Annotated in this window: 22 protein-coding genes; 10 read left to right on the top strand and 12 right to left on the bottom strand. The window is 45.4% G+C overall.

The annotated features are described in order from the left end of the window. Nucleotides 1–184 precede the first annotated feature (184 nt). Nucleotides 185–619: a GxxExxY protein gene (locus tag AAFP11_RS24880; protein WP_341736489.1), complete on the bottom strand. Its 435-nt coding sequence runs from the start codon at nt 617–619 to the stop codon at nt 185–187. Nucleotides 620–753: 134 nt separating this feature from the next. Between AAFP11_RS24880 and AAFP11_RS24875 the strand changes: the two genes are divergently transcribed. Both AAFP11_RS24875 and AAFP11_RS24870 read left to right on the top strand, forming a co-directional pair. Beyond that, nucleotides 754–1,959 carry a 4-hydroxy-3-methylbut-2-enyl diphosphate reductase gene (locus tag AAFP11_RS24875; RefSeq protein ID WP_341736488.1) on the top strand — a complete coding sequence of 402 codons (1,206 nt, stop codon included), beginning with the start codon at nt 754–756 and terminating at the stop codon, nt 1,957–1,959. Nucleotides 1,960–2,081: 122 nt separating this feature from the next. Then, nucleotides 2,082–2,579 carry a hypothetical protein gene (locus tag AAFP11_RS24870; RefSeq protein ID WP_341736487.1) on the top strand — a complete coding sequence of 166 codons (498 nt, stop codon included), beginning with the start codon at nt 2,082–2,084 and terminating at the stop codon, nt 2,577–2,579. Nucleotides 2,580–2,663: 84 nt separating this feature from the next. Here AAFP11_RS24870 and AAFP11_RS24865 read toward each other — a convergent pair whose 3' ends face one another. The 3 genes from AAFP11_RS24865 to AAFP11_RS24855 form a co-directional block, all read right to left on the bottom strand. Continuing rightward, on the bottom strand, nt 2,664–3,470 hold the full coding sequence (locus AAFP11_RS24865) for an MOSC domain-containing protein (protein ID WP_341736486.1): 807 nt from the start codon (nt 3,468–3,470) through the stop codon (nt 2,664–2,666). Between the two features lie 105 nt (nt 3,471–3,575). After that, a complete protein-coding gene (locus AAFP11_RS24860; protein WP_341736485.1) occupies nt 3,576–3,875 on the bottom strand; it encodes a putative quinol monooxygenase in 300 nt (99 codons plus the stop codon). A 277-nt stretch (nt 3,876–4,152) separates the two neighbouring features. Continuing rightward, nucleotides 4,153–4,839, bottom strand: a complete 687-nt coding sequence (locus AAFP11_RS24855) for a hypothetical protein (RefSeq protein WP_341736484.1) — start codon at nt 4,837–4,839, stop codon at nt 4,153–4,155. 30 nt (nt 4,840–4,869) lie between these two features. On the opposite strand from AAFP11_RS24855, the gene AAFP11_RS24850 reads away from it, so the two are divergent. Continuing rightward, a complete protein-coding gene (locus AAFP11_RS24850; protein WP_341736483.1) occupies nt 4,870–5,355 on the top strand; it encodes a hypothetical protein in 486 nt (161 codons plus the stop codon). Here AAFP11_RS24850 and AAFP11_RS24845 read toward each other — a convergent pair. Continuing rightward, a complete protein-coding gene (locus AAFP11_RS24845) occupies nt 5,349–5,843 on the bottom strand; it encodes a hypothetical protein (protein WP_341736482.1) in 495 nt (164 codons plus the stop codon). The genes AAFP11_RS24850 and AAFP11_RS24845 overlap by 7 nt on opposite strands. Before the next feature lie 268 nt (nt 5,844–6,111). On the opposite strand from AAFP11_RS24845, the gene aroA reads away from it, so the two are divergent. Next, nucleotides 6,112–7,467, top strand: a complete 1,356-nt coding sequence (gene aroA, locus AAFP11_RS24840; protein ID WP_341736481.1) for a 3-phosphoshikimate 1-carboxyvinyltransferase — start codon at nt 6,112–6,114, stop codon at nt 7,465–7,467. 98 nt (nt 7,468–7,565) lie between these two features. On the opposite strand, the gene AAFP11_RS24835 is transcribed toward aroA, so the two are convergent. Together AAFP11_RS24835 and AAFP11_RS24830 are read right to left on the bottom strand one after the other, a co-directional pair. Next, nucleotides 7,566–8,003: a CAAD domain-containing protein gene (locus AAFP11_RS24835; protein ID WP_341736480.1), complete on the bottom strand. Its 438-nt coding sequence runs from the start codon at nt 8,001–8,003 to the stop codon at nt 7,566–7,568. A gap of 194 nt (nt 8,004–8,197) precedes the next feature. After that, nucleotides 8,198–9,205 (bottom strand): 2-hydroxyacid dehydrogenase, encoded by a 1,008-nt coding sequence (locus tag AAFP11_RS24830; RefSeq protein ID WP_341736479.1) that lies wholly within the window; start codon nt 9,203–9,205, stop codon nt 8,198–8,200. A gap of 181 nt (nt 9,206–9,386) precedes the next feature. Here AAFP11_RS24830 and AAFP11_RS24825 point away from each other — a divergent pair, with 181 nt between their 5' ends. The 4 genes from AAFP11_RS24825 to AAFP11_RS24810 all read left to right on the top strand — a co-directional run bounded on the left by AAFP11_RS24825 (nt 9,387) and on the right by AAFP11_RS24810 (nt 13,401). Continuing rightward, nucleotides 9,387–10,352 (top strand): BadF/BadG/BcrA/BcrD ATPase family protein, encoded by a 966-nt coding sequence (locus AAFP11_RS24825; protein ID WP_341736478.1) that lies wholly within the window; start codon nt 9,387–9,389, stop codon nt 10,350–10,352. Between the two features lie 224 nt (nt 10,353–10,576). After that, complete coding sequence (locus AAFP11_RS24820; protein ID WP_341736477.1) at nt 10,577–11,233, top strand: hypothetical protein; 657 nt, start codon at nt 10,577–10,579, stop codon at nt 11,231–11,233. Nucleotides 11,234–11,331: 98 nt separating this feature from the next. Beyond that, nucleotides 11,332–11,790, top strand: a complete 459-nt coding sequence (locus AAFP11_RS24815; RefSeq protein ID WP_341736476.1) for an MgtC/SapB family protein — start codon at nt 11,332–11,334, stop codon at nt 11,788–11,790. A 729-nt stretch (nt 11,791–12,519) separates the two neighbouring features. After that, nucleotides 12,520–13,401 (top strand): aspartoacylase, encoded by an 882-nt coding sequence (locus tag AAFP11_RS24810; RefSeq protein WP_341736475.1) that lies wholly within the window; start codon nt 12,520–12,522, stop codon nt 13,399–13,401. Here AAFP11_RS24810 and AAFP11_RS24805 read toward each other — a convergent pair whose 3' ends face one another. Then, a complete protein-coding gene (locus AAFP11_RS24805; RefSeq protein ID WP_341736474.1) occupies nt 13,402–14,139 on the bottom strand; it encodes a phosphatase PAP2 family protein in 738 nt (245 codons plus the stop codon). 164 nt (nt 14,140–14,303) lie between these two features. On the opposite strand from AAFP11_RS24805, the gene AAFP11_RS24800 reads away from it, so the two are divergent. Beyond that, the gene (locus AAFP11_RS24800; protein WP_341736473.1) at nt 14,304–15,383 is read left to right on the top strand and encodes a M23 family metallopeptidase; all 1,080 of its coding nucleotides are present in this window, start codon (nt 14,304–14,306) and stop codon (nt 15,381–15,383) included. Nucleotides 15,384–15,408: 25 nt separating this feature from the next. On the opposite strand, the gene AAFP11_RS24795 is transcribed toward AAFP11_RS24800, so the two are convergent. Then, a complete protein-coding gene (locus AAFP11_RS24795; RefSeq protein ID WP_341736472.1) occupies nt 15,409–15,642 on the bottom strand; it encodes a hypothetical protein in 234 nt (77 codons plus the stop codon). A 179-nt stretch (nt 15,643–15,821) separates the two neighbouring features. Between AAFP11_RS24795 and AAFP11_RS24790 the strand changes: the two genes are divergently transcribed. Next, the gene (locus tag AAFP11_RS24790; RefSeq protein WP_341736471.1) at nt 15,822–17,978 is read left to right on the top strand and encodes a flavin-dependent dehydrogenase; all 2,157 of its coding nucleotides are present in this window, start codon (nt 15,822–15,824) and stop codon (nt 17,976–17,978) included. 56 nt (nt 17,979–18,034) lie between these two features. Here the strand turns inward: AAFP11_RS24790 and AAFP11_RS24785 are convergent, their stop codons facing one another. From AAFP11_RS24785 to chlP, 3 genes are all read right to left on the bottom strand, one after another. Continuing rightward, entirely contained in the window at nt 18,035–19,372 is a 1,338-nt protein-coding gene (locus AAFP11_RS24785; protein WP_341736470.1) for a hypothetical protein, read from the bottom strand. A gap of 253 nt (nt 19,373–19,625) precedes the next feature. After that, nucleotides 19,626–20,270, bottom strand: a complete 645-nt coding sequence (locus tag AAFP11_RS24780; RefSeq protein ID WP_341736469.1) for a (2Fe-2S) ferredoxin domain-containing protein — start codon at nt 20,268–20,270, stop codon at nt 19,626–19,628. A gap of 686 nt (nt 20,271–20,956) precedes the next feature. After that, entirely contained in the window at nt 20,957–22,177 is a 1,221-nt protein-coding gene (gene chlP, locus AAFP11_RS24775) for a geranylgeranyl reductase (RefSeq protein ID WP_341739435.1), read from the bottom strand. Nucleotides 22,178–22,194 lie beyond the last annotated feature (17 nt).

The raw sequence follows: 22,194 nt of genomic DNA, 5'->3' as shown, positions 1-22,194 counted from the left end.
GGTTGAAAGGAGAGAATGATGCGTTGCTGTTCTACTTGTTCGCCCAAGTGTCTCTTTCTTCTTCCTTCGTGTCCTTCGCGTCTTCGCGGTTCAGTCGTTCTTCCCTCTTTTGGCGCTTTTTTTTAAGTTTTTTTTAACGAACCGCGAAGACGCGAAGAGCGCGAAGAAGGAAGAGGAGGAAGGGTTAAGATGTGAGAATTATTCGTTTGATGCCTTCTTTGAGGATCGGAACGTTGAAGTTGATCAGAAGGCCTAGGCTGTTTTTGGTCATTTTAAGATAGGAGATAACTTGGGCTTCATGGATGGGAGTTAGCTTTTCGACAGCTTTTAGTTCGACAATTAGGATATCCCCAACCAGAAAGTCTAATTGACCTTTGCCTACTGGATAACCTTTGTAGGTTATTGCTACTGGCTTTTTAGGTTGACAAGGTATCCCCCGTATCCGAAATTCAATTTCTAAGGATTCCTGGTACACTGACTCTAAAAATCCTGGCCCCGTCAGCCGATGCACCTCAATCGCCGCTCCAATCGCTCTATAGGCTAACTGTTCTACCTGTTCGCCCAGTTGTCTAATTCTTCTTTCTTCTTCCTTCGCGTCATGAGCGTCTTCGTGGTTCATTCCTTCTTTCCTCTCAATGTGTCGATCGCACAAATATCATATCGCTTCTTCGCTTCGATCGGCCGATCGTCCCGATCGCACCCCACCCGTTCTAAAATTAAAGGTAATTAACCTTAATTTGAAATAGACACACCATGGATACTAAAGCTTTTAAGCGATCGCTACAACAGTCGGAAAATTACCACCGTAAGGGTTTTGGTCATGAAGCTGAGGTTACGCAGGTGATGCAAACGGCTTATCAAAGCAGTCTGATTCAGGAAATTCGGGACAATAATTACAGGCTGGAACGCGGCGATGTCACTATTCGGTTGGCCGAGGCTTTTGGTTTTTGCTGGGGTGTGGAACGCGCTGTAGCTATTGCTTACGAAACTCGTCAACATTTCCCTACAGAACGGATTTGGATTACTAATGAGATTATTCATAATCCTTCTGTGAATCAACATTTGCGGGATATGGCAGTTGGTTTTATTGCTGTTAATTCAGGTGAAAAGGATTTTTCGGTGGTGGATAGTGGTGATGTGGTAATTTTACCGGCTTTTGGGGCTAGCGTTCAAGAAATGCAGTTGCTTAATGATAAGGGCTGCAAGATTGTTGATACAACTTGTCCTTGGGTTTCTAAGGTTTGGAATACTGTTGAGAAGCACAAAAAGAAGGATTATACTTCGATTATTCACGGTCAGTACAAGCATGAAGAAACTGTGGCTACGAGTTCTTTTGCTGATAAATATTTGATTGTGCTGAATTTGGAGCAAGCTGAATATGTCAGCGATTATATCATTAATGGTGGCGATCGCCATGAGTTTTTGGCGAAGTTTAGCAAGGCTTATTCGGCTGGTTTTGACCCGGATGTGGATTTAGCACGGGTTGGTATTGCTAACCAAACTACTATGCTCAAAACAGAGACGGAGCAGATTGGTAAGTTGTTTGAAAAGACTATGATGCGTAAGTTTGGGCCGGATAAGTTGAACGACCATTTTTTAAGTTTTAATACTATTTGTGATGCTACTCAAGAACGCCAAGATGCTATGTTGAGTTTGGTTGAGGAAAAGTTGGATTTGATGGTGGTCATTGGGGGTTTTAATTCTTCTAATACGACTCACTTGCAGGAAATTGCTGTCGATCGCACTATTCCGTCTTATCACATTGATTCAGCAGAACGCATTCTACCAGGCAATCGGATCGAACACAAGCCTTTGGGGGCTGATTTAGCGATCGCTGAAGGCTGGTTGCCGGAGGGTAAGATTGTGGTGGGTGTGACTTCTGGTGCTTCGACACCGGATAAGGTGGTGGAGGATGCGATCGAACGTATTTTTCACAGCAGTATTGTTGCTGTTGGTTGATGCCAACGTCAAACCACAGAATATCTAGGTATCGGACTGCTTCAATCAATCTGGTACCTGATATCCAGTCTTGCTCTGGCTTAGGTTAAAATGCTAAAATACTCAAAAAATATGGTAGTTAGGTGGATAAACTTCAGGCAGACATAGAGGCAATTTGCTCTCAAATTGAAACGCTACGACGGGAGCGCCAGCAGATTAGTATTGCCGCGATCGCCCCAGTAGGTGATTCCCCTCAAGCTATCGCCGATGCTTACCGCCGTCACGCGAGGGAAACAGCACAAGTGTCGGCAGAAATCAAGGGGATAGATGATGCGATCGCCGCTTTGTCTTCTCAATTGAGTCACATGGAAAACCACTCGGTTCAGGTGCGAAAATTAAGTCCGATGGAACAGCAAGTGGCAGAGGGTAGAAATCTCGCTCGCACTCATGCTGAACGCATTAATGAATTGGCTGCGGAATTGGCGCAGGAGGTGAAAGGGCTTAAGGCGATCGCCGACAAAATCAGCCCCAGCTATTGGCAGGTATATTACAAGCCTTTTATTACAGGTTTTAAAAGTATTTCTGTTCCTTATGTGCGATCGGACGGCGATGTTTGGACGATCGTCAATCGAGTCGTTTAGAATGTTGAATCAATCCTCATGCACTCCCTCCAGCAATAATTCAAACTCAACAATTCTGAAGGTAATTTCATAGCACCACATTCATTAAACAGCACTCAAAATATCGGCGAGTTTAACATGACCGCTGTTAATCACTTTGGCTAACACACCAGTTTGTGCGTGACCGAATTCTTGTTGCAGTAAACTGAGTAACGCCATATCCCGATCGCCCGTTTCTGGATTCACTTCTATATTGACACAGCGACCGATTCGTGCTGTAACTTCAATTAGTGCGTTACCTAGTTGAAACTGTTGACCGATTAACTCAAATTCTGACCAAGGTGCCATACCTTCTAAGACAATATTCGGGCGAAATCGGCCTACATCAATGTGGCTACCTGCCCTTGCTGTTAATTGGTCTAGTGTTGCTTGACTGAGTAAAGAAATATGTACGGGTTCTCTGTCAGGATAGCGAGTTTCGCCACTGCTATTTCCTGCTAAATACAAAGGTGAGCGTTGCGGGTGTCTGGCTTCCTTTGTGGGTTCAATGGTGGCTAGATATTCGGTAAAAAAGCTGCTAATGCGATCGCGCCCCGTTGCTGTATTTGTTGCTGCTGTTAATACTTCAACTCCTTGATGCTTAACTGTTAAAACTGCTGTTTCGGGTTCATACTGACAGGATAGGGCTGCTAAAGCTGGCCAATCGTTTTGGACAGCAAAATGTTTTTTACTCATCCACGGCAAATTTTCGGTGAGGTTTTTTTCAGTTTCAATATAATCTGCAAAGATTAAGGCAAAAGCTCGATCGCCCTTAATGCCGTGTCCTGATGTTAAGTCCAAGTCAGACATTGGTTGCGGTGTCAGACCTTTAATGGGGTAAGTAAATAATTGTTTTATGGTTGGTGTTGTCATCTTTTTAAGACCAGGTAAATTCAACTATACTCTTCCCCGGCTCCAGGGGAAGTAGGAGGAAAAAAATGGGTTACTAACAGGAATAAATTAGATTTCAACAGTCGCTCAAGCTAGCAATTCATAGCGACGGATATCTGGCGGTGCAACTGCTAAACCTTCTAATTTCATGACAGCCTCTTGAATGTGATTTGAAGCCAGATGTAGTTCCAGTAAATCGGAGCTTTCCCACTCTTCAACAAAGGTAAAATCGGTGGGGTCTGCCTGATTTTGCAGCAGTTCGTATTTGATGCAGCCCGGTTCTTGGCGAGTTGGCTCCATAATGCTCAGTAACAGGGATTTAAGTTCGGCTACTTTTTCGGGAAAGGCGACGAGGCGTGCGACTACTCGCAAGGTTGGTTGTGACATAGGAGCTAGGAAAAAAGAGAAGTACAAATAATCTGATTTTACTCAACATAACCCAAAAAGGTCAATGGATTTGAGATTTTAAATTTGAGATTTATACCAATTTTTTATGAGGCTGCACATATCTCGATCCCCCCTAGCCCCCCTTAAGAAGGGGGGGACTGGAAGCTTCTTGAAATCCCCCTTTTTTCCCCCCTTGGGGGCAGGGCTGTTTCATTCTGGTGACAAATCATCGTTTTGTAGGGGTAGTGGATGGTGCGTGCCTACCCTCCCCGTCCACTTAATCTTTGGGAGAAAAGCGCTTATTTTTGATAGAATATTCCCAGGCGATCGCCTCTGGGTCTTTTTCGCTGCTCCACTGGGGAAACTCTGGCTTAAGTTTCCACTTACCGATGGTGCTAGCGTGAACTTTAAATCTGCGGGATAGTTCCGTCTGGGTAAAAGATATTTTGGGATTGGTAGTGGCTTTTTTGGGGGAAATTGGGAATAAATCAGGACTTTTCATTGAGACTTTTTGCGGATTTGTTTCTGCTGCTTTGACAGGAATTTCTCCTATTTCCCCAGGAGTTGTTTCGGCTAGATTCCCAGTAGGAGCTACTTGGAAATAATACAAGATTCCGCCTTGCTCAGTCACTTCAAAATCTGCTCCAAACTCAGAGGCGCGCTCGTCTAGATACTCTTGAACTTTGGCTCCAGGGAGTTTGGCATTCATCGCCAAATCCAAAGCAGTGACTCGCCCTTGATTTTCCTTGATTAATCGGTAGAAAACTGAGTCTAAATGAGCCAGTTTATGTTTTTGTTGCTGCTGGTAGAGCTTGTAAGCCCAGCCCATACCCGCGGCGGTGGCGATCGTCCAAAACATCCCTCCCGACTCAAAACTGGCAACCGCCGTTAAGGAAATAGGCAAAAGTAGGGTAAGATATCCCCAAATGTTACCTTTCTGTAGGTTATTGCTGTTTTTTACCATAGTTCCTAAATAGGGACGTAGTGAGGATTAATGTACTTTTTACCAAAACAAATTGCTATCATTCTGCTCGTTGCTGCTTGCTGTTTGTTAACTGTTAGTTGCCAAAAAGACGACCGAGTTGTCGAGTGTACTAAATTGACAGAAATTGTCACTAAAGGCAACGCACTGATTGAAACTAAAAAAGACAGCAACGATACAGGGACTACCAAGAACTTAGCTAAAGACTTAAACCAGACATCGAAAGAATTAGAGTCTGTGTCACTGACAGACACCAACCTCAAAGAATTTCAGAATCAGTCAGTTAAATCGTTCCGGCAAATGGGTCAAGCAATTGGAGACATAGGCAAAGCTCTTGAGGCAGGAAATCGTGCTTCTACAAGTATAGAAGGTCGAGAGCAAATCCGAAAAGCTCAAGCAGATATTATCAAAGCTGGACATCAGGCGAATGATGCCGCAGCCGCTCAAGATGCTGTGACTGAGAAACTGATTAATTACTGTAAGAGCAAAACTCAATGATGGATTTCTAAATTCAAAATATATCGACCTAGTTGCACTTTTTCCGACCAGAGTTCGTATTCTAATCTCAGGTGTTCCGGTTCCGGCTTTCCTGTGAGAATTAATTGGCGGGTGAAGTTGCGAAGCCGTAACTGTTCAGGAGTTACTAGGGATTCTCCCTGAAGCCAATAACGACTCAGGCCGTACATCCCTCGCTCCCAGCAGTGACGGTAACTGTATTTGCCGTTTCCTTGCATAGTCATCACTACTCGATAGGGAGAAACTTCTAGCCACAGCAACCGGGGTTTTGTAGTAGTTGGTAAGATAGAGACTGGTTCGTTCGAGCCATCGGCAAATGTGCGATCGACTATGGCTGGTTCGTGCAACAACAAGTGAAAGCGATCGGTGTCTTTTTGATACAGTGTACCAGCAGTTTCAACGACTGACCATAGGGGTAAATCTGTGGAGATCAGTGATAGACTTACAGGCTTGCGGTGATGCGTCAGCATAATAATAAAAAATCTAGAATTTGTGATGGAAGATCAAAGGATAGAAGCCAGAAGATTTTGTCTCATACATCAAAAATGTAACATGGCCGATCGCAAATCTCCAATTGTTGTCGATCGTCGTTCAAAAGTTAACAGTTTGTAAGTTTACGTAAATACACGGATAAAAATTGTAAACTTTTCGTAATATTTGGTTTTTTTGTGTACATTACTGACTATTGACTAGGAAAACGCTAGGATAACTAACGCCATCTCATCACAGTTTATCTCAATGCAAGCTGCCATTATAACCACTACCCAAACCGGTGAAAGTCAAACTTTAAGCATTCAAAAACCCGCCTCTGGCTGGTCGCTACAAGGTCGGATTCGGATTCCTGGCGATAAATCAATTTCTCACCGAGCTTTGATGTTGGGTGCGATCGCCCACGGTGAAACAACTATTCAGGGCTTGCTGCTGGGAGAAGACCCCCGGAGCACAGCTAAATGTTTCTCACTCCTGGGAGCGAAAGTTTCGGAACTAAACACGGAGTTGGTCACAGTCGAGGGTGTGGGAATTGGCGCATTAGAGGAGCCTGTGGAAGTCTTGGATGCGGGTAATTCTGGCACGACGATGCGGTTGATGTTGGGGATTTTAGCCTCTCATCCAGGGCGTTTTTTTGCGGTGACGGGGGACAGTTCCCTGCGATCGCGCCCCATGTCCCGTGTCATTAAACCGCTGCAACAAATGGGAGCACAAATTTGGGGGCGACGAAATAATTCTCTAGCACCTTTAGCGGTACTTGGACAGCAATTAAAAGGGATTCACTACCATTCCCCCATCGCCTCGGCTCAAGTTAAATCTTGTATTCTACTGGCCGGTTTGATGGCGGAGGGAGAAACTACTGTTACTGAACCGGCTTTGTCACGAGATCATAGCGAACGGATGTTGCAAGCTTTTGGAGCCAAATTAACGGTAGATCCTGAAACTTGCAGCGTTACAGTAACAGGTTCTGCCCAACTCCAAGGGCAGAAAGTAATTGTACCAGGAGATATCAGTTCGGCGGCTTTTTGGTTAGTTGCTGGGGCGATCGTCCCTGGTTCCGAGTTAGTAGTGGAAAATGTCGGTGTCAACCCAACTCGTACAGGCATTTTGGAAGCTTTAGAAATGATGGGAGCTCACATTGAACTGCAAAATCAGCGGGTGGCGGCTGGGGAACCGGTAGCCGATATTTTGGTGAAGAGTTCCGCCCAGTTGCGGGGATGCACCATTGCTGGTGACTTAATTCCCCGACTGATTGACGAAATTCCGATTTTGGCAGTAGCGGCAACTTTTGCATCTGGTACAACCATCATTCGGGATGCGGCCGAGTTGCGAGTCAAAGAGAGCGATCGGCTAGCTGTGACTGCTGCGGAACTCAACCGCATGGGTGCTCAAATTACCGAGTTACCCGACGGTTTAGAAATTACCGGAGGAACTTCTTTAACCGGCGCTGATGTTGATAGTTACACAGACCATAGAATCGCGATGAGTTTAGCGATCGCAGCCCTGAATGCCAGGGGTACTACTAATATTCATCGAGCCGAAGCTGCGGCTATTTCCTACCCAGGTTTTACCGCTACTTTGCAACAAATTTGCCATCCAAATTGACAATAGTTATTGGTTATTTGTTGTTGGTTATTTGTCATTGGTTATTGGTTATTTGTTGTTACAACTAACCACTAACCACTAACCAATAACTACTCCCTTTAAGAATCTTTGCCGATAACTTGTTCTTTTAAAGATTCTATTTCTGCTAGCAATTCTTGGCGATCGGAAGCTTTGAGCAAATAGCGGTAAACAAACCAACCTGCATATCCAATGCCGATCAATTCAAAAGTTGGGGCTACCAAAGGCAGCTCATTCAAAGCATTGAGTACAGCCAGGGTTACTTTGACACTTACGGCACCTGTCAAAATTAAACCCACGGTGACGATCGGCTTTTGATATTCGGCGAAAAAATTGGATATATAGACTGGCAGTTCTGACAAAATAGTCAAAACTTGGTCTTTAATATCTTGGAACTGTCCTGCGGTGGTCTCTGGGGTTTCGATTTTCGTGATCGCACCTGGTTTCTCAATTACCATGTCGATTTTGGTGACTTCAGTGATTGTTTTTGTTTCCTCGGCAAAATTATCTTGTGTCATTTGATACTTTCCTCACTTGTTAAGTTGTATTGCAACCTGAGAATTGCTGTCGTCTAATTATCCGGTAATTAGTACAGCAAAGTTTCACAAATTGCAAGTAAAAAGGACTGACACAGCAACTCGGTTTCTGTGGGAGAAGTCCATCCTGTACGGCTGAAAGTAACGAGTTAATCTGATTGTAAGCAATGGGGATCTTATTTTTTTACCCGATCGAGGCTGATTTGATTGGGACAAGGGCGTCCTTGTGCAAAATCAGTGATATTGCTGATTGTTGTGGTAGCAATATTTCTCAAAGCTTCCTCAGTGAAAAAAGCTTGATGACCGGTAATTAAGACGTTGGGGAAAGTTAACAGACGCTGGAATATGTCGTCTTGAATTACTTGATTTGACAAATCATCAAAAAACAAGTCGGTCTCTTGTTCGTAAACATCTAAGCCCAAGTATCCTATTTTACCAGACTTCAGTCCTTGAGTTACGGCTTTGGTGTCAATCAACTGACCGCGACTGGTATTAACCAGCATCACCCCTTCTTTCATCTGATTGACGGCTGCTGCGTCGATCAGGTGGTAGGTTTCTGGTAGCAGGGGACAATGGAGACTGACGATATCGGAAGTAGCAAATAGTTCTGGAAGCGAGAGATATTCCATCCCCATCCCTAGACAATCCGGGTTTTGGGAAACATCGTATCCTGTGAGGCGACATCCAAATCCGTGCAGAATTTTGGCGGTAAGTGCGCCAATTTTCCCAGTACCAACGATTCCGACAGTTCGTCCGTGAAGATCGAAGCCCAACAGCCCTTCTAGGGCGAAATTGTTTTCCCGGACGCGGTTGTAGGCGCGGTGGATTTTGCGGTTGAGGGATAAAATCAGGGCGACGGCGTGTTCGGCGACGGAAAAGGGAGAATAGGCGGGTACTCTGACGACGGTGAGTTCTAAGTCGCGGGCTGCTGCTAAATCAACGTGATTGAAGCCGGCGGATCTCAGGGCGATTAAGCGGACACCTGTTTGGGCGATCGCACTTAGTGTTTTGGCATCTAATTGGTCGTTGACGAAGGCGCAGATAGCCGGCAATCCCGTCGCCAAAACGCTTGTTTCCATACTGAGGCGGGGTTCAAAAAAAACTAAGTCGTGTTGGTCATCGACATTGGCTGCTTCCAGAAATGTGCGATCGTAGGATTTGGTACTGAATACGCCGACTTTCATGATTTTTGCCCGAAATTATGGGAATATTTAGCAATTTTTTCCAAATTAACTGTACACCAGAAATTATACAATTAGCAAATTTGAATTATGTATTTTAAGAGCCACTAAAAAAAATGTTATAATATTATGTTTCGATTCAAATTCGAGTGTTTTTTTTGCCCGCTTGAGGGAGAATTTTGGCATGAGTTACGTATTTGGCATAGATGGCGGTGGTACTAAGACTATTTGTCTGTTGATGGATGAAAATCAGGTGGTTTTGGGACGCGGCGAAGCAGGGCCATCAAATTATCAAACACTGGGAATTGAGTCAGCCAAACAATCGATTCAATTGGCGATCGAACAAGCTGTAATTTCCGCTAATATCAACCCCGATAGCCGTCTCAACATAGAAGCAATTTCTCTGGGATTAGCAGGAGTCGGACGTCCCAAAGACCAGGAAATCGTGCAATTTTTAGTACAGAACTTGCAGTTGACTCCTAATTTACCCGTTACCCGGTCTTTCGGGCCGAAAAATATTATAATTTCCAGCGATAGCGCGATCGCACTCGTAGGCGGTACGGGCCATCCAGTCGGCCTCGCCGTTATTTCCGGTACAGGATCGATTGTTTTCGGACAAAACCGCCTGGGAAAAACTAAACGAGTCGGGGGTTGGGGATATATTTTAGGGGATGAAGGTAGCGCCTACAACATCGCCATTCAGGGTTTGCAAGCTGCTTTGAGATTCTACGATGGACGGCAAATTTATACCACACTTGCAGAGAATTTTCAAATACATTTAGGTCTAAAAAATCTGGAAGACTTGGTAGAAGTCGTTTACCGACGCGGTTGGGGAGTGAAGGAAATTGCTGCTTTAGCACCCATTGTCGATCGCGCTGCCACAGAGGGCGATCGTATAGCTGAGGGCATTATGGATAGTGCAGTGGCGGAATTAGTTTTAGCAACAAAAACAGCAATTTCAGGGCTGTTTAACCAAACAGAAGAATTTGAAATTGTGCTGATCGGAGGTGTGTGGGGTGGCGTGGGAAATTGCCAGAGTCGGTTTGAAACTGCTATAAGTGCGATCGCCCCTAACGCCCAAGTAATTGCACCCCGACACGAACCAGCTTTTGGTGCCGGCTTGTTAGCCTTAAATGCTCTTAACAATTGAATTTTGAGTGTGGAGTGTATCTTCCTTATCTTCCCAAACTTCTAAAATTTCCTGACTAGATCAATTTTGGGAATTTTTAAAACTTTTGATTATCTACCTTATCTTCCCAACTTGAGGAATTCCCACCTGTCATCATTAAACTATCAAAGGAACGGAAAATCAGAAAAAGTTTAGCAGTTGTGCGTTACCAAGTAAAGCAAAACCGAAGCAAGGACACAATTTATATGATTACTTCTCAAACATTGCGATCGACAACAGCAGCCATCCTCGCCCTAGGAATTACCCTAGGAACCAGTGTCCCACTGGTGGTAGCTACTCCCGCCACCGCCCAAAGATACTCCCAATTGGATAGTAGTATCAGAATTCCAGCAGGCAGTGTAATTCCAGTGAGCTATGAAAAAGATAAAATTGTGGTAACACCCGATGAAACCGCACCTTTAACTTTAAGAGTAGCACGAGACATCCGCACGGCTCAAGGTAGAGTTTTAATCCCCGCAGGTAGTGAAATTGTCGGTCAACTGCAACCTGCTAGAAGGGGTAATCAAAAGGGTACTCAATTTGTGGCTACAGAACTAATTGTTAGCCGCCGTCAACGCTATCGGATTGATGGAAATTCTGGCATTATTACCAGAACCGAAAAAGTTCAAAAAGGTGCTAACGGAGGTTCCCTCGCCCAAGGTGCAGCATTGGGCGCAGCCGCAGCCGCCGCCCTGGCTGGGATTACCGGCGACAAAGCCATCGCCACTGAAGAAGTATTGGGTGGTGCTGGGATCGGTGCTTTAGCGGGGGTATTGTTCGGGCGACGCAGTGTGGATGTGATTGTGATTCGCCCGGAAACAGATTTGGGAATCAGATTGCGATCGGATATCGTCTTGCGCTAAAATCAAAGTCTTTCTAATTTATTGTGGGGTGGGCTTCTGGGCAGCCCAAAAAAGCAATTTAGATTGATGTTATCCTAGCAGTTTTTAGTCGTAAAACATTGTCGATCGCAAATTTATTATCTCCCGAAAGTTGGCTAGGCATACTATTCAGGTTATGCCTAGCCTTATTAGTGGGTGGAATTATTGGGTGGGAACGTCAACTCCGACACAAACCAGCCGGCTTGAGAACACATATGTTAGTAAGTATGGGTTCTGCACTGTTTGTTTTAATCCCCTTGGCACTTGGTAAAAATGAAAATGTACGAGATGCCATAGAGCGTGTAATTCAAGGTATTGCCGCCGGGGTTGGCTTTTTGGGAGGGGGAGAAATCCTGCGACAATCTAAACAGGAAATAGGCGAAGTAGAAGTTCACGGACTCACCTCTGCGGCCGCTATTTGGGTGTCCGCAGCTTTGGGGACTGCGGCAGGCTGTGGCTTGTGGGAACTTGCCTTAATAGGCGCTTTACTATCGCTGTTCGTTCTGAGGTTTATTAAAAAACTAGAACGCCACAAATAGCACTAAAACAGATCTCAAAAAAACAGGTTTGTCCGTCCCTATGTGTCTATTGGTTGTGAAAAAAACTGCATATCATTTGACCAGGATCTTTTTGGCAAAACGGCACAAGTTTACCATCTTTTTTAACAGTGCTGCGACTACGACAGTTGTAAATTTCCCTAGGCTTTTTCACTCCATCAATACTCAAAATAGCCCTGTATTCCCAATAGTTTTTGGCGCTGCGTTTGAGATCGATAATACAAATCTGCTGTCCGTTGTAATTGCGGCATACAGATGCCTTAGCTGGCAGCGCGACCCAGAAAAATAATATTAATAAAAGGACAAAGGCAACACATTTCACGATTTAGTCTCTATGCTAGGGCATCACCTCTATCCTACAACATCGTAGAATAACTGTACGAGACCGGAACTGTATGTTTGACATCCAGTTAGCTGCAAATCTGTAGCAGTTGTGGGAGTGGCAAATAAAGGAATGATTTTCGCGTAATGCCACCATCCTAGATTCCTGCAAAATCTTCACAGGGTCTAAATCGGCTTGTTATTGAAGCATTAATCAAGTAAAATTGAAAAGACGGTTTTGTGTTCTCCCACACCATAACCTCCATGTGATTAACAAAATATTGGACATATACTACAAGGTAAGTTAATATAGAGATTAAGACCTTCTTCATTTTAATCGAAATTACTTGCAGCCCAAGAGTGGCAGTTGAGAAAGGAAGCTACTTGTTTATGAAAAAAATTAACCGTGTTGCAGTGATTGGAGGGACCCACGGCAACGAACTCACAGGAATTTACCTAGTGAATAAATTTGAGCGATCGCCCAATTTAATAGCGCGCTCTAATTTCCAAACTGTTGCCATGCTAGCCAATCCCAAAGCGTGCAAAATTGGCAAACGTTACATCGATATCGACCTCAATCGTTGTTTTTTACGAAAGGATTTAGAAAATTATCATCTCTCGACTTACGAAGCACTACGAGCCAAAGAAATCTACCAAATGTTGGGCTCAAACAATACGGATAATCCTGATTTAATTATCGATTTGCACAATACCACCGCCAACATGGGTATCACATTTATTTTGGATAGCCAGCATCCATTTAATCTGGAGTTAACTGCTCATTTAACATCTGTTGCTCCCAACATTAAGGTACTGGTTTCGGGAAAGCACAATCAAGATAGCTCTGTGTTGCGATCGATTTCCCCGTTAGGATTTACCCTGGAAGTTGGTCCGGTGGCTCAAGGGATATTGGATGGCAGTTTATTTCAGCAAACTGAGGAGATTATTGGCACAATTTTAGACTATGTAGAACTATATAATCAGGGAAAAATCCCTCCCGCCAAAAAACCCCTCGCCCTTTATCAAAAAATTCAGACTATCGACTATCCCAGAAATGAGTTGGGAGAAATTCTGGCAATGATTCATCCTCGACTGCAATTCAGAGATTATCAACCGCTGAATCCAGGCGATCCGATGTTTTTGACCTTTGACGGCGATGAGATTTTATACGAAGGTATATCGACGGTATATCCAGTGTTTATTAACGAAGCTGCTTACTATGAAAAAGGGATTGCGATGTATTTAACTCAAAAGCAAATGGTTGGTTATTAGTTATTTGTTATGAGTTATAGGTGATTGCTCATCGGTCATTTCTTGAGAAGCATTGGGGGATAAAAATTCTTCTTTAGACTCAGGAAATGATGAGCGAGATTGTTTCCATACTTCCAGACTCATAATGCAGGCTATCAGCCACACCAAACCAGCCGTATACCCCGCAATAATATCCGTGGGCCAGTGAACTCCTAGATAAAGCCGACTCAAACCAATAACCGCAACTAATAAAATTGTTAAAATGTAAATCCACCAGCGCTGTTTCGGAAAGCGGGAACCCAAAAAATATCCTAGCAAACCATAAATAACCATTGAAACCATCGCGTGTCCGCTAGGAAAACTGTAAAACCTAACGTCAACTGCGCGCTCCCAAAGTTGAGGCCGAGCGCGAGCAAAAACTTTTTTTAACACTAGGTTTAAACCCACCGCTCCCACACCAGCCAGCGCAATAGTTGTGGCTTCGGAGCGATGTTTCTGAGTCCACAAAATAATCACCAAACTCACACACAGCGCTAGTAACAAATTCGGTTCCCCCAAAAATGTAAAGCCGATCATGATTCGATCGCGCAGTGGAGTGTGCAATTCCTTCAGAGTGAGTAAAATAGAGGTATCGAAAGCATAAGTTTCTTTTTCCAGAACTTCCTTGGCGAGGGTGGCAAATCCCCACAGCGCCAAAGTGGCGATAGCAAGTCCGGCCAACCGAATGATTGAAATGAGCGATCGAATTCTAGAGCGCATTCATTTAATTAATTAAAAATCACTAATCCCAGACAGACAATAATACACCAAATCTAGGAAACGAAAATACCCGATCGACCGTCTATATTCTCGATTCACTATATTTTGAACAATTAATTGATTTTTTGGGACTACCCACCTCAGCTTTTAGCAACCATCGGCCAATGACTTTACTCTCAAACAAACAGATTTCGGCAATTTTCCTGGCTTTGGGGTTGACAACTATCTCTAGCTGTGGTTCTCAAAACCCAGTCAATACATCCCTAGTCACAGCCAACAGCATAGCCCAAAATCTAGTCTCGACGGCAGTGGCCCAAAAGCCCAACATCCCACAATTTGGTCAACCCATCGACTGTACCCTGGGCAAAGATTGCTTTATTTTGCAGTATTTCGATCGCGATCCGAGCCCAGCCGCCGTTGATTTTGGGTGCGGACGCCAAACCTACAACGGCCACGATGGTACGGACTTCGGCATTCCCGACGCCAAAGCAATGGCAAAAGGAGTCCCAGTTATCGCCTCCGCCGCCGGCAAAGTTTTGCGGGTGCGAGACGGTGTGGTAGATAAACGTTTAGAGAACGATACAGACAAAACCAACGTTGCAGGTAGTGAATGTGGCAACGGCATGGTAATCGATCACGGTGGCGGTTGGGAAGCGCAATATTGCCATCTCCGCCAAGGTAGTGTGGCCGTCAAACCAGGGGCGCAAGTTGCCAAAGGCGCTGTGCTGGGGATGGTGGGAAACTCTGGGATGGCGTCTTTTCCCCACGTACACATCACTTTTCGCTATCAAGGTAAAGCTGTAGATCCGTTTGTGGGTCCCGATGCTAAATTGGGCTGCAATATTGCCAGAAATCCAATTTGGGATCGGGCTGTGGACTATACTCCTACAGGTTTAATTCGCGCCGGTTTTGCGGGCAAACCACCGGACCAGAACGCTCTTTGGCAAGGACAATTTTCCGAAACCAAACTACCTCTAAATAGCTCTGCTTTGTTATTTTGGGTGCATAGTTATGGAGTGCTAAAAGGCGATCGCGAACAATACCAATTATTTGCTCCCAATGGCCAAACCATTGTCAACACCACCAACGAAATCAAAGCCCCCAGTCGCACTTGGTTGGGTTTTGTCGGCAAAAGAAACAGTCCTAATTCTCCTCTGACTCCCGGAGTTTGGCGGGGTGAATATCGCTTAATGCGGGGCGATCGAGTTTTAACGCAAGTGAAGCGAGAAGTCGAATTGCGTTAAGTTGAATTAGGTGGATTTATCTGGTTTAAGGCAAATTTTCCCAAGCTTGAGCCACAATATCGCTCAGCCATAGCCTTTGAGGCAAATCGAGGAGATGGTCGTCCGCCAACAACTCAGCCTTTAACTCATCGAGAGACTGAGAGCGCGATCGAGCTATTTTTACCACACCCGCGATCGCCGTTGCCACTAATTCTTCATTCAGCGGCTGCTGTCGCAAAGCAATCATTTCTTGAGGATTCGTAGGAATGGGATAATTCATGAGATTGCATACCGAAGGGAGTAGTTGATTCGATGCCCAGGCCACACCGAGAGCGATCGAAAACCTAAAAATCTGAGAACACTGTAAACTTATTTAAAACTAAATAAGTATTCGGGAGTATAGCGCACTTTGCTCCCTTGTCAACTCCCCCTGCTTTATGAATTTATAGAGATCGGAAAATGCAAGAAATTCTTTATCTAGAAGTCCCGACACCGGATACGGCGGCCGTATGCACTTGGTTGCAACAGGAATTCGATCCCGGCATCGGACAAAAAGTGATTACTCCTGACGGTTTTCGCCTGCTTTGGACCTCAACAGCCACCGCGGCCAAAGACTCCATCCCCCAAATTGCCAATCCAAAATCCACCGTTGCCACCACCAAAACACTCAGCCAAAATCATCAATCCACAGAACTTTCCACCTTTGTGTGGTCAGTTCAACGCACCACTTATTTAAAAGTGTTTCGTTTGGAAGATGCACCCCCTGGGGAAAAAAAATTCCTGGAATCGCTGAATTTGGGCTTGAGAAAAAAGTTTCCCGATCTATACCCAGAACCCCCAGTCATAGACCTCTCCAAACAGTCTATTTTTGAAGCTCTTGCCCCCTATTACCCCCTCACCGTTAAATACTTCCAAAAAATGCCCAAAGGCGAATACGACCTCCAGCGCGTCTACTGGTGGGAGCAGCGCTGGCGGGAAGGCACTCGCAATCCTCAACAGCCAAAACAAGTAGTGTTTTTGAAGGAAGAAGGCTCTTCTACTTCGGTCAGGGTAAAAACAGGGGAGAATGGACAAGAGACAATTCCAGTGCAGGATTCTGAGTCTTCTGTTTATGACTTAATTTATATCGGCGGGGCCTTGGGAGTGATTCACGCCGCCGTCATGGCTAGATTGGGCTACCGGGTACTGTTGGTGGAACGAATGCCTTTTGGGCGGATGAATCGCGAGTGGAATATTTCGCGGGACGAAATTCAAAGTTTAATTGACTTGGGTTTATTTACTGCTGCGGAAGTGGAAACCTTGATTTCCAGAGAATATAAGGATGGCTATAACAAGTTTTTTGATGCTAACAATCCGACCTTTGCTCAAGCACCAGTTTTACATACTCCCAAGGTACTAAATGTAGCTTTAGATGGCGAAAAATTGCTGTATTTAGCAGGAGTTAAATTGACCGAAGCTGGCGGGGAAATCTGGGACGAAACTGAGTTTATCAGAGCCGATGTTGAAGGAGAAAAAGTAGTAGTTCAGGGCTGCCACTTGCCCACAAAGTCCGATCGCACCGCCGAAGGAAGGCTACTGGTGGATGCGATGGGTTCGGCTTCTCCCATAGCTTGGCAATTGAACGAAGGGCGGGCTTTTGACAGTGTTTGTCCCACGGTGGGAGCAGCCATCGAGGGAGGATTTGACCAGGCAGTTTGGGATTCCGAATACGGGGATGTGCTCTACACTCACGGGGATATTTCCCGCGGCCGCCAGCTCATTTGGGAGTTGTTTCCCGGTGCTGGAGGAGAACTGACTGTTTATCTGTTTCACTACCACCAAGTCAATCCACAAAATCCAGGTTCTTTGCTGGAATTGTACGAGGATTTTTTTACAATTTTGCCTGAGTATCGTCGCTGCGATCTCGATCGATTGGTGTGGAAAAAACCGACTTTTGGTTATATTCCTGGGCATTTTAGTACCAACAGTAGCGATCGCGCCGTGGCCTTCGATCGACTAATCTCGATCGGCGATGCAGCTTCCCTGCAATCTCCCCTGGTTTTCACTGGTTTCGGCTCTCTGGTTCGCAATCTTTTCCGCTTAACAGACCTATTAGATACAGCTTTAAAACACAATTTATTGAGTGCCAAGCACTTAAACCAAATTCGTGCTTATCAGAGCAATGTGTCAGTGACTTGGCTGTTTTCTAAAGGGATGATGGTTCCCACGGGTCGCAGTTTGCCACCCCAAAGAATTAATTCCATTCTCAATACCTTTTTCGGTATTTTAACCGAAGAAGAACTCACCGTAGCCGAAACTTTTATTAAAGACCGGACGGATTGGTTAACTTTCAATCGTTTGGCCCTGAAAGCTGCTCGAAAAAACCCTTCTCTGCTGCTGTGGATTTTGGATTTTGTGAGTGTCGGGGATATTTGGCGTTGGCTGGGGAGCTACTTCAACTTCACTTTGCTGGCTGTGGCGAGTTGGCTGTTTGGATGGCTCCCCCAATTCGCCCGCAGGATACAGCCTTGGCTGGAACCACGGTATCCCGCTGTTTGGTTGTGGCTGTTGGTTACTAGCTACGATCTCACCTACGGTATGGGAAAAGGGAGAAAGCAAGAAGCCAGAAGCCAGTGAGAGTCCTAACTTTTCCAAGGAGTCGGGACTCTAGGGATTCTCTGTTTTTAGTTAAACTATCGAAAACTGGGTAATTCAATGTCAGCCAGCGATCGACGCTTTTTAGCAGGGCCCAGCGGACTGGTAATCGAAGTCAACCAGTGGGGTTCTGCAACAGCTATAGGTTGGGCTGCGCTCGATCGCACTTCTTGAATGCCAAAGGTTTCCACAGAGTTCAAAATTTTAGCAGCCCGCACCAATTCCGGGCTGCTATATTTGGCAGTACCATTTTCTGTTTCCGTTTGAGCAACCGACTTTGGAGCCTCGACAATGCTTGGGCTGGACTCTGTTGCTGCATCTGGTTGCGAGAAGTTTTCGTTCTCGTGTAACTCAATGCCGGATGCGGAGGCTAATGTGTTGGATTCCTGACTTACCGTAGATTCCGGGCCGATGGGCGCTTCAGAAGTCCCTACCTCTGGCTGGGCTTCCCATGGATCGGACCAAGGTTGAACAGGGGAAGTGTTAAATATGGGTGGCACCGGGACGTTTTGGCTTTTGACGGCGGCGAGTAAGGATTCCAATTGGGCGCTAGCTGTATCCTGTGGATTTTCCACCGGCTCGGTAGGGGCGATCGACTTAGGGTGTGGCATCTCCAAACTTTTTTCTAAAGCTGCTTTGAATTGCAGGGTGTGGCGCTGCTGACGGTGCAAGCGCGATCGCAATTCCTTGCAAACATTTTCTGTAGTTACTAGCTGGTGAAGTTGTTCGTTGTAGCGCATCACTGTCGCAGCAGATTCTCGCTCCACTGTGGCTAGCCTAGTTTGGCTAGTTGCTAATTGGTTAGTTAAGTTTTCGACTAAAATTTCTTGACTTTGCAAAGTTTGATTAGAAACTTCCAATTTAGCAAACAGCCTGGTCAATTGTGCTTGAGTGTTTTGGAGTTCGGCATTCTGCTTTTCGAGCAAGGCTTCGCGATCCTGCAACTTTGTTTGGGACTCTTGGAGGGCTGTTTCTAGCTGGGAGATTCGCCCTAAGAGATCGCGGTTACATTCATGCAGGGCTTGCATCAAGGTGACAGGAGTCGATCCTTTGCCCTTATGTTCGCTATTGGCCAGCAGATTTTTGAGATGATCGGAAATCGGAGGTATATCAGTCAAGGGAACTTCTGTCTGAGATGGCAAATTTTTGGCTTCAGATGTTGTGGGAATTGCATCTACACTGATGGCGTTGGGAAAATCGACTGTTTCCCAGTCTGTTTCTGGCGTGTCTACAACTACAGCCCCAGGATCTTTTGGAGTGGGGTCGATCGGCTCTAAACCCCACACAGCTAAAGAATCTAGCTCTAAGGGTTCGGCATCGGATTGGACAGCAGAATGCGGTTGTTGCTGATTGGCTCGAAGATCAGCTTCTGACATGGCTTTATCCCAATATTCACAGAGTCTCACATCTAGTTTATCAAGGTACGTCGTAGATTCAAGAATCCCCGTACCTTTAAGTGGGGGAGTGTTAACCTTAATAGATTCTCTGGGGAGCATCCCGATTTTGCATAGGCGAAGCATGACCGCTGTAAATCTCTGGTTATTACTAATAAGTTGTCTGCGGTGATGCTATAGCCCATACGAATATATTTGCAAAACACAGATGCACCTGTTGCGATCTGCGATCGCCCTAATCTTTAACAACTGCAAAATGTTTATCAAGGATGGCTGGAATTTCCGCAGGTTTGATGCGACTGTAGCGAGTTTTGTCTGGCATCACAACTATATTCGGTCCGGCTTTGCACTGTTTGAGACATCCGGTTTTTTGCACAATAACTTCTCCGGCTAAACCGCTACAATTCAAAGCATTTTCCAGAGCTTTACATACTGCACCACTGCCGCGCTTCTGGCAGTCAGATTTTTGACATACTAATATTTTGCCTGAGATTTTTGCCGGAGTTGGCGTGGTTGGAGAGGATGTGGGAGAGTCGATCGCGCGATCGGGTATCAGAATCCCAACAGATGTATGCTTGGTGTCTACCTCTGGCTGCGAGGGATGATGCTTGCTGTCTGAAAGTTTCAGGCTATAAGCTTTGAGCTTAACTTTGCCATTTTTCAAGTTTTGCTGTTTCTGTCCAGCCACTTCAACTCTCAATCCGGGCTTTAAAACCATAGATACAGAAGCCCGCAATTCCTTGCAAAGTTTCACCAGAAATTCTACTCCGCGATCGCTACCAATTCGCAAATACTTTAATTTGTCACCATCTTCAATAATCAGATTCAGTATTTCTCCCTCTAAGCTAAACTCTGAAACTTGCTTGTAAGACGTATACATGATTATTCCTCAATGGTTAACTCTATTCCTAAATTTAGACAACACTAATTTTTTGCATTAAGCATCGTCCCTGAGTGACATCAGACACAAGTTAAAAGCTAGATTTAGCAAAAAATTAAGAATTGTCCAAAGCCCTTCCTGAAAAACTTCGCTGTCAGCATAGCCGCTTTCTTTCTGCCTTCTGGAGATTTCCGGCTCTTTCAGGAAGCATTTAGGGCAGTTTTCGGACTACGGAATCTGATTGATTCAGTAGCGGATCGGCGCTCTCACCCAGAAGTCGGGACTCTGAGGTGCGTCTTTTTAGAGCATAACGCAAATGCTAATAATTCTCAATAGAATTGGTAAAAAATTTTTCCTAATTTGCAAAATCTGCCAATACCGCTAGACCCCCTTGAAACACTCGCCTATATTAAGTAGAAGAAAGAAGGAAGAAGAACCCCCCCTGCCCCCCCCAAGGGGGGAATGAAGAAGGAAGAATAGCAAGCCAGTAAGCTTTTGAGCGATTTGGATCTTGCATTTAATTAGGTGGACTTACTTAACGTAACGATCCACTCCTCTTCCTTCGCGCCCTACCCTACGGGAACGGCTTCGCCGAACGCGCCTTCGCGGTTCGTTAATCTTCGCTCTAAAAAAAAGCGAACAGCCTGGTGACTGCCCGCTTTTTTATACAAAGTGAGTTAGATTAGTTAAGGCGCCAAAGCATTACCGCGCAACAAACTACCAATAGTTTTCGCAGTAATCTTCATTTGAATGAAAGGATTTGCCGGCACTACTGTCTTATACAAATAGCTATCGAATGTGAGTTTCTGCACATCGCGATCGGCACACATTTCCACAAAAGCTTCGCGAGTAGCATCAGAACGGTAGAACACCCGTTGCAAAATGTCAAGCACCTTGTAAGTAATCCCATAAGCCTTATCCCACCGCTTCAGATAAAGCTTGATTTCCTGTTCAGTTGGAATGCGTGCACCCTGCTGAGAAATCTCCACAATAGTTTCAGCACACATCCGGCCAGACTTCGCAGCAAAATAAATACCTTCGCCCGAAGACTTAGTAACATAACCGGCGGCATCGCCCACGAGAGCAACTCGGCCGACAACCCGGCGGGGACGCGGATGTTCGGGGATGGGGTGAGCTTCCACTTTAATAATCTCACCGCCCATGAGTCTTTTGGCAGCACGGGCGCGGATACCTGCTTGCAGCTTTTTGATACTGGCTTGATTGACTTTCATCGTACCGGTACCGACGGCTACGTGGTCGTATTTGGGGAACACCCAAGCGTAGAAGTCGGTAGATACGTCATCGCCGACGTACATTTCGGCTAAGTCGTGGTAGTAAGCCATTTTATCTTCCGGCAGGCGGATGCGTTCTTGGAAGGCGATCGCATAATTGTAATCACCAGCGTCGATCGCCTTGGCCACGCGAGAGTTAGCACCGTCAGCCCCAATCACCAAATCCACCTTCAGAGTTTTCTGAACTCCCATGGCAGTGCCGTCAGAGTGGTCGGCATAGTGGAGAGTGTAAGGGTCTGTATTGTTGCCTGGAATCTCTAATTTATGAACAGTGCCGTTAATTAGTTTAGCGCCCAAGGAAGCAGCGCGATCGCGCAAGAAACCATCGAGCACTTCCCGGCGGCACATACCGATGTATTCGTGGGCGTTTTCAATATTGATATCCACCTCAACATTGGAGGGGGAAATCATCTTCATTTTTCTGACTTGACGGTCTATGATATGTGGCGGCAAGTCAAATTCGCTGACCATGCACAGGGGAATAGCCCCACCACAGGGTTTAGCGTTGTCTAATTTGCGCTCGAATAGGTATGTTTCGATGCCTGCTTTTACGAGTGTTTCGGCGGCGGAAGAACCCGCAGGGCCTGAACCTACTACTGCAACCCTTAGTGTCAAAGTTTTTCTCCCCAGTT

The organism is Microcoleus sp. CAWBG640 (assembly GCF_020883015.1).
Classification (GTDB): domain Bacteria; phylum Cyanobacteriota; class Cyanobacteriia; order Cyanobacteriales; family Microcoleaceae; genus Microcoleus; species Microcoleus anatoxicus.
Note: the sequence above shows the minus strand (reverse complement) of the source record. Positions and strands in the feature narration are given on the sequence as shown.

Bases quoted from the DNA above. Each gene is read 5' to 3' on its own strand.
- AAFP11_RS24800 (WP_341736473.1), top strand. From the start codon at position 14,304: ATGACTTTACTCTCAAACAAACAGATTTCGGCAATTTTCCTGGCTTTG.
- AAFP11_RS24785 (WP_341736470.1), bottom strand. From the start codon at position 19,372: ATGTCAGAAGCTGATCTTCGAGCCAATCAGCAACAACCGCATTCTGCT.
- AAFP11_RS24820 (WP_341736477.1), top strand. From the start codon at position 10,577: ATGATTACTTCTCAAACATTGCGATCGACAACAGCAGCCATCCTCGCC.
- AAFP11_RS24830 (WP_341736479.1), bottom strand. From the start codon at position 9,205: ATGAAAGTCGGCGTATTCAGTACCAAATCCTACGATCGCACATTTCTG.
- AAFP11_RS24825 (WP_341736478.1), top strand. From the start codon at position 9,387: ATGAGTTACGTATTTGGCATAGATGGCGGTGGTACTAAGACTATTTGT.
- AAFP11_RS24865 (WP_341736486.1), bottom strand. From the start codon at position 3,470: ATGACAACACCAACCATAAAACAATTATTTACTTACCCCATTAAAGGT.
- AAFP11_RS24835 (WP_341736480.1), bottom strand. From the start codon at position 8,003: ATGACACAAGATAATTTTGCCGAGGAAACAAAAACAATCACTGAAGTC.
- AAFP11_RS24845 (WP_341736482.1), bottom strand. From the start codon at position 5,843: ATGCTGACGCATCACCGCAAGCCTGTAAGTCTATCACTGATCTCCACA.
- AAFP11_RS24880 (WP_341736489.1), bottom strand. From the start codon at position 619: ATGAACCACGAAGACGCTCATGACGCGAAGGAAGAAGAAAGAAGAATT.
- AAFP11_RS24875 (WP_341736488.1), top strand. From the start codon at position 754: ATGGATACTAAAGCTTTTAAGCGATCGCTACAACAGTCGGAAAATTAC.
- AAFP11_RS24780 (WP_341736469.1), bottom strand. From the start codon at position 20,270: ATGTATACGTCTTACAAGCAAGTTTCAGAGTTTAGCTTAGAGGGAGAA.
- AAFP11_RS24805 (WP_341736474.1), bottom strand. From the start codon at position 14,139: ATGCGCTCTAGAATTCGATCGCTCATTTCAATCATTCGGTTGGCCGGA.
- AAFP11_RS24795 (WP_341736472.1), bottom strand. From the start codon at position 15,642: ATGAATTATCCCATTCCTACGAATCCTCAAGAAATGATTGCTTTGCGA.
- AAFP11_RS24855 (WP_341736484.1), bottom strand. From the start codon at position 4,839: ATGGTAAAAAACAGCAATAACCTACAGAAAGGTAACATTTGGGGATAT.
- AAFP11_RS24790 (WP_341736471.1), top strand. From the start codon at position 15,822: ATGCAAGAAATTCTTTATCTAGAAGTCCCGACACCGGATACGGCGGCC.
- aroA (WP_341736481.1), top strand. From the start codon at position 6,112: ATGCAAGCTGCCATTATAACCACTACCCAAACCGGTGAAAGTCAAACT.
- AAFP11_RS24860 (WP_341736485.1), bottom strand. From the start codon at position 3,875: ATGTCACAACCAACCTTGCGAGTAGTCGCACGCCTCGTCGCCTTTCCC.
- AAFP11_RS24850 (WP_341736483.1), top strand. From the start codon at position 4,870: ATGTACTTTTTACCAAAACAAATTGCTATCATTCTGCTCGTTGCTGCT.
- AAFP11_RS24810 (WP_341736475.1), top strand. From the start codon at position 12,520: ATGAAAAAAATTAACCGTGTTGCAGTGATTGGAGGGACCCACGGCAAC.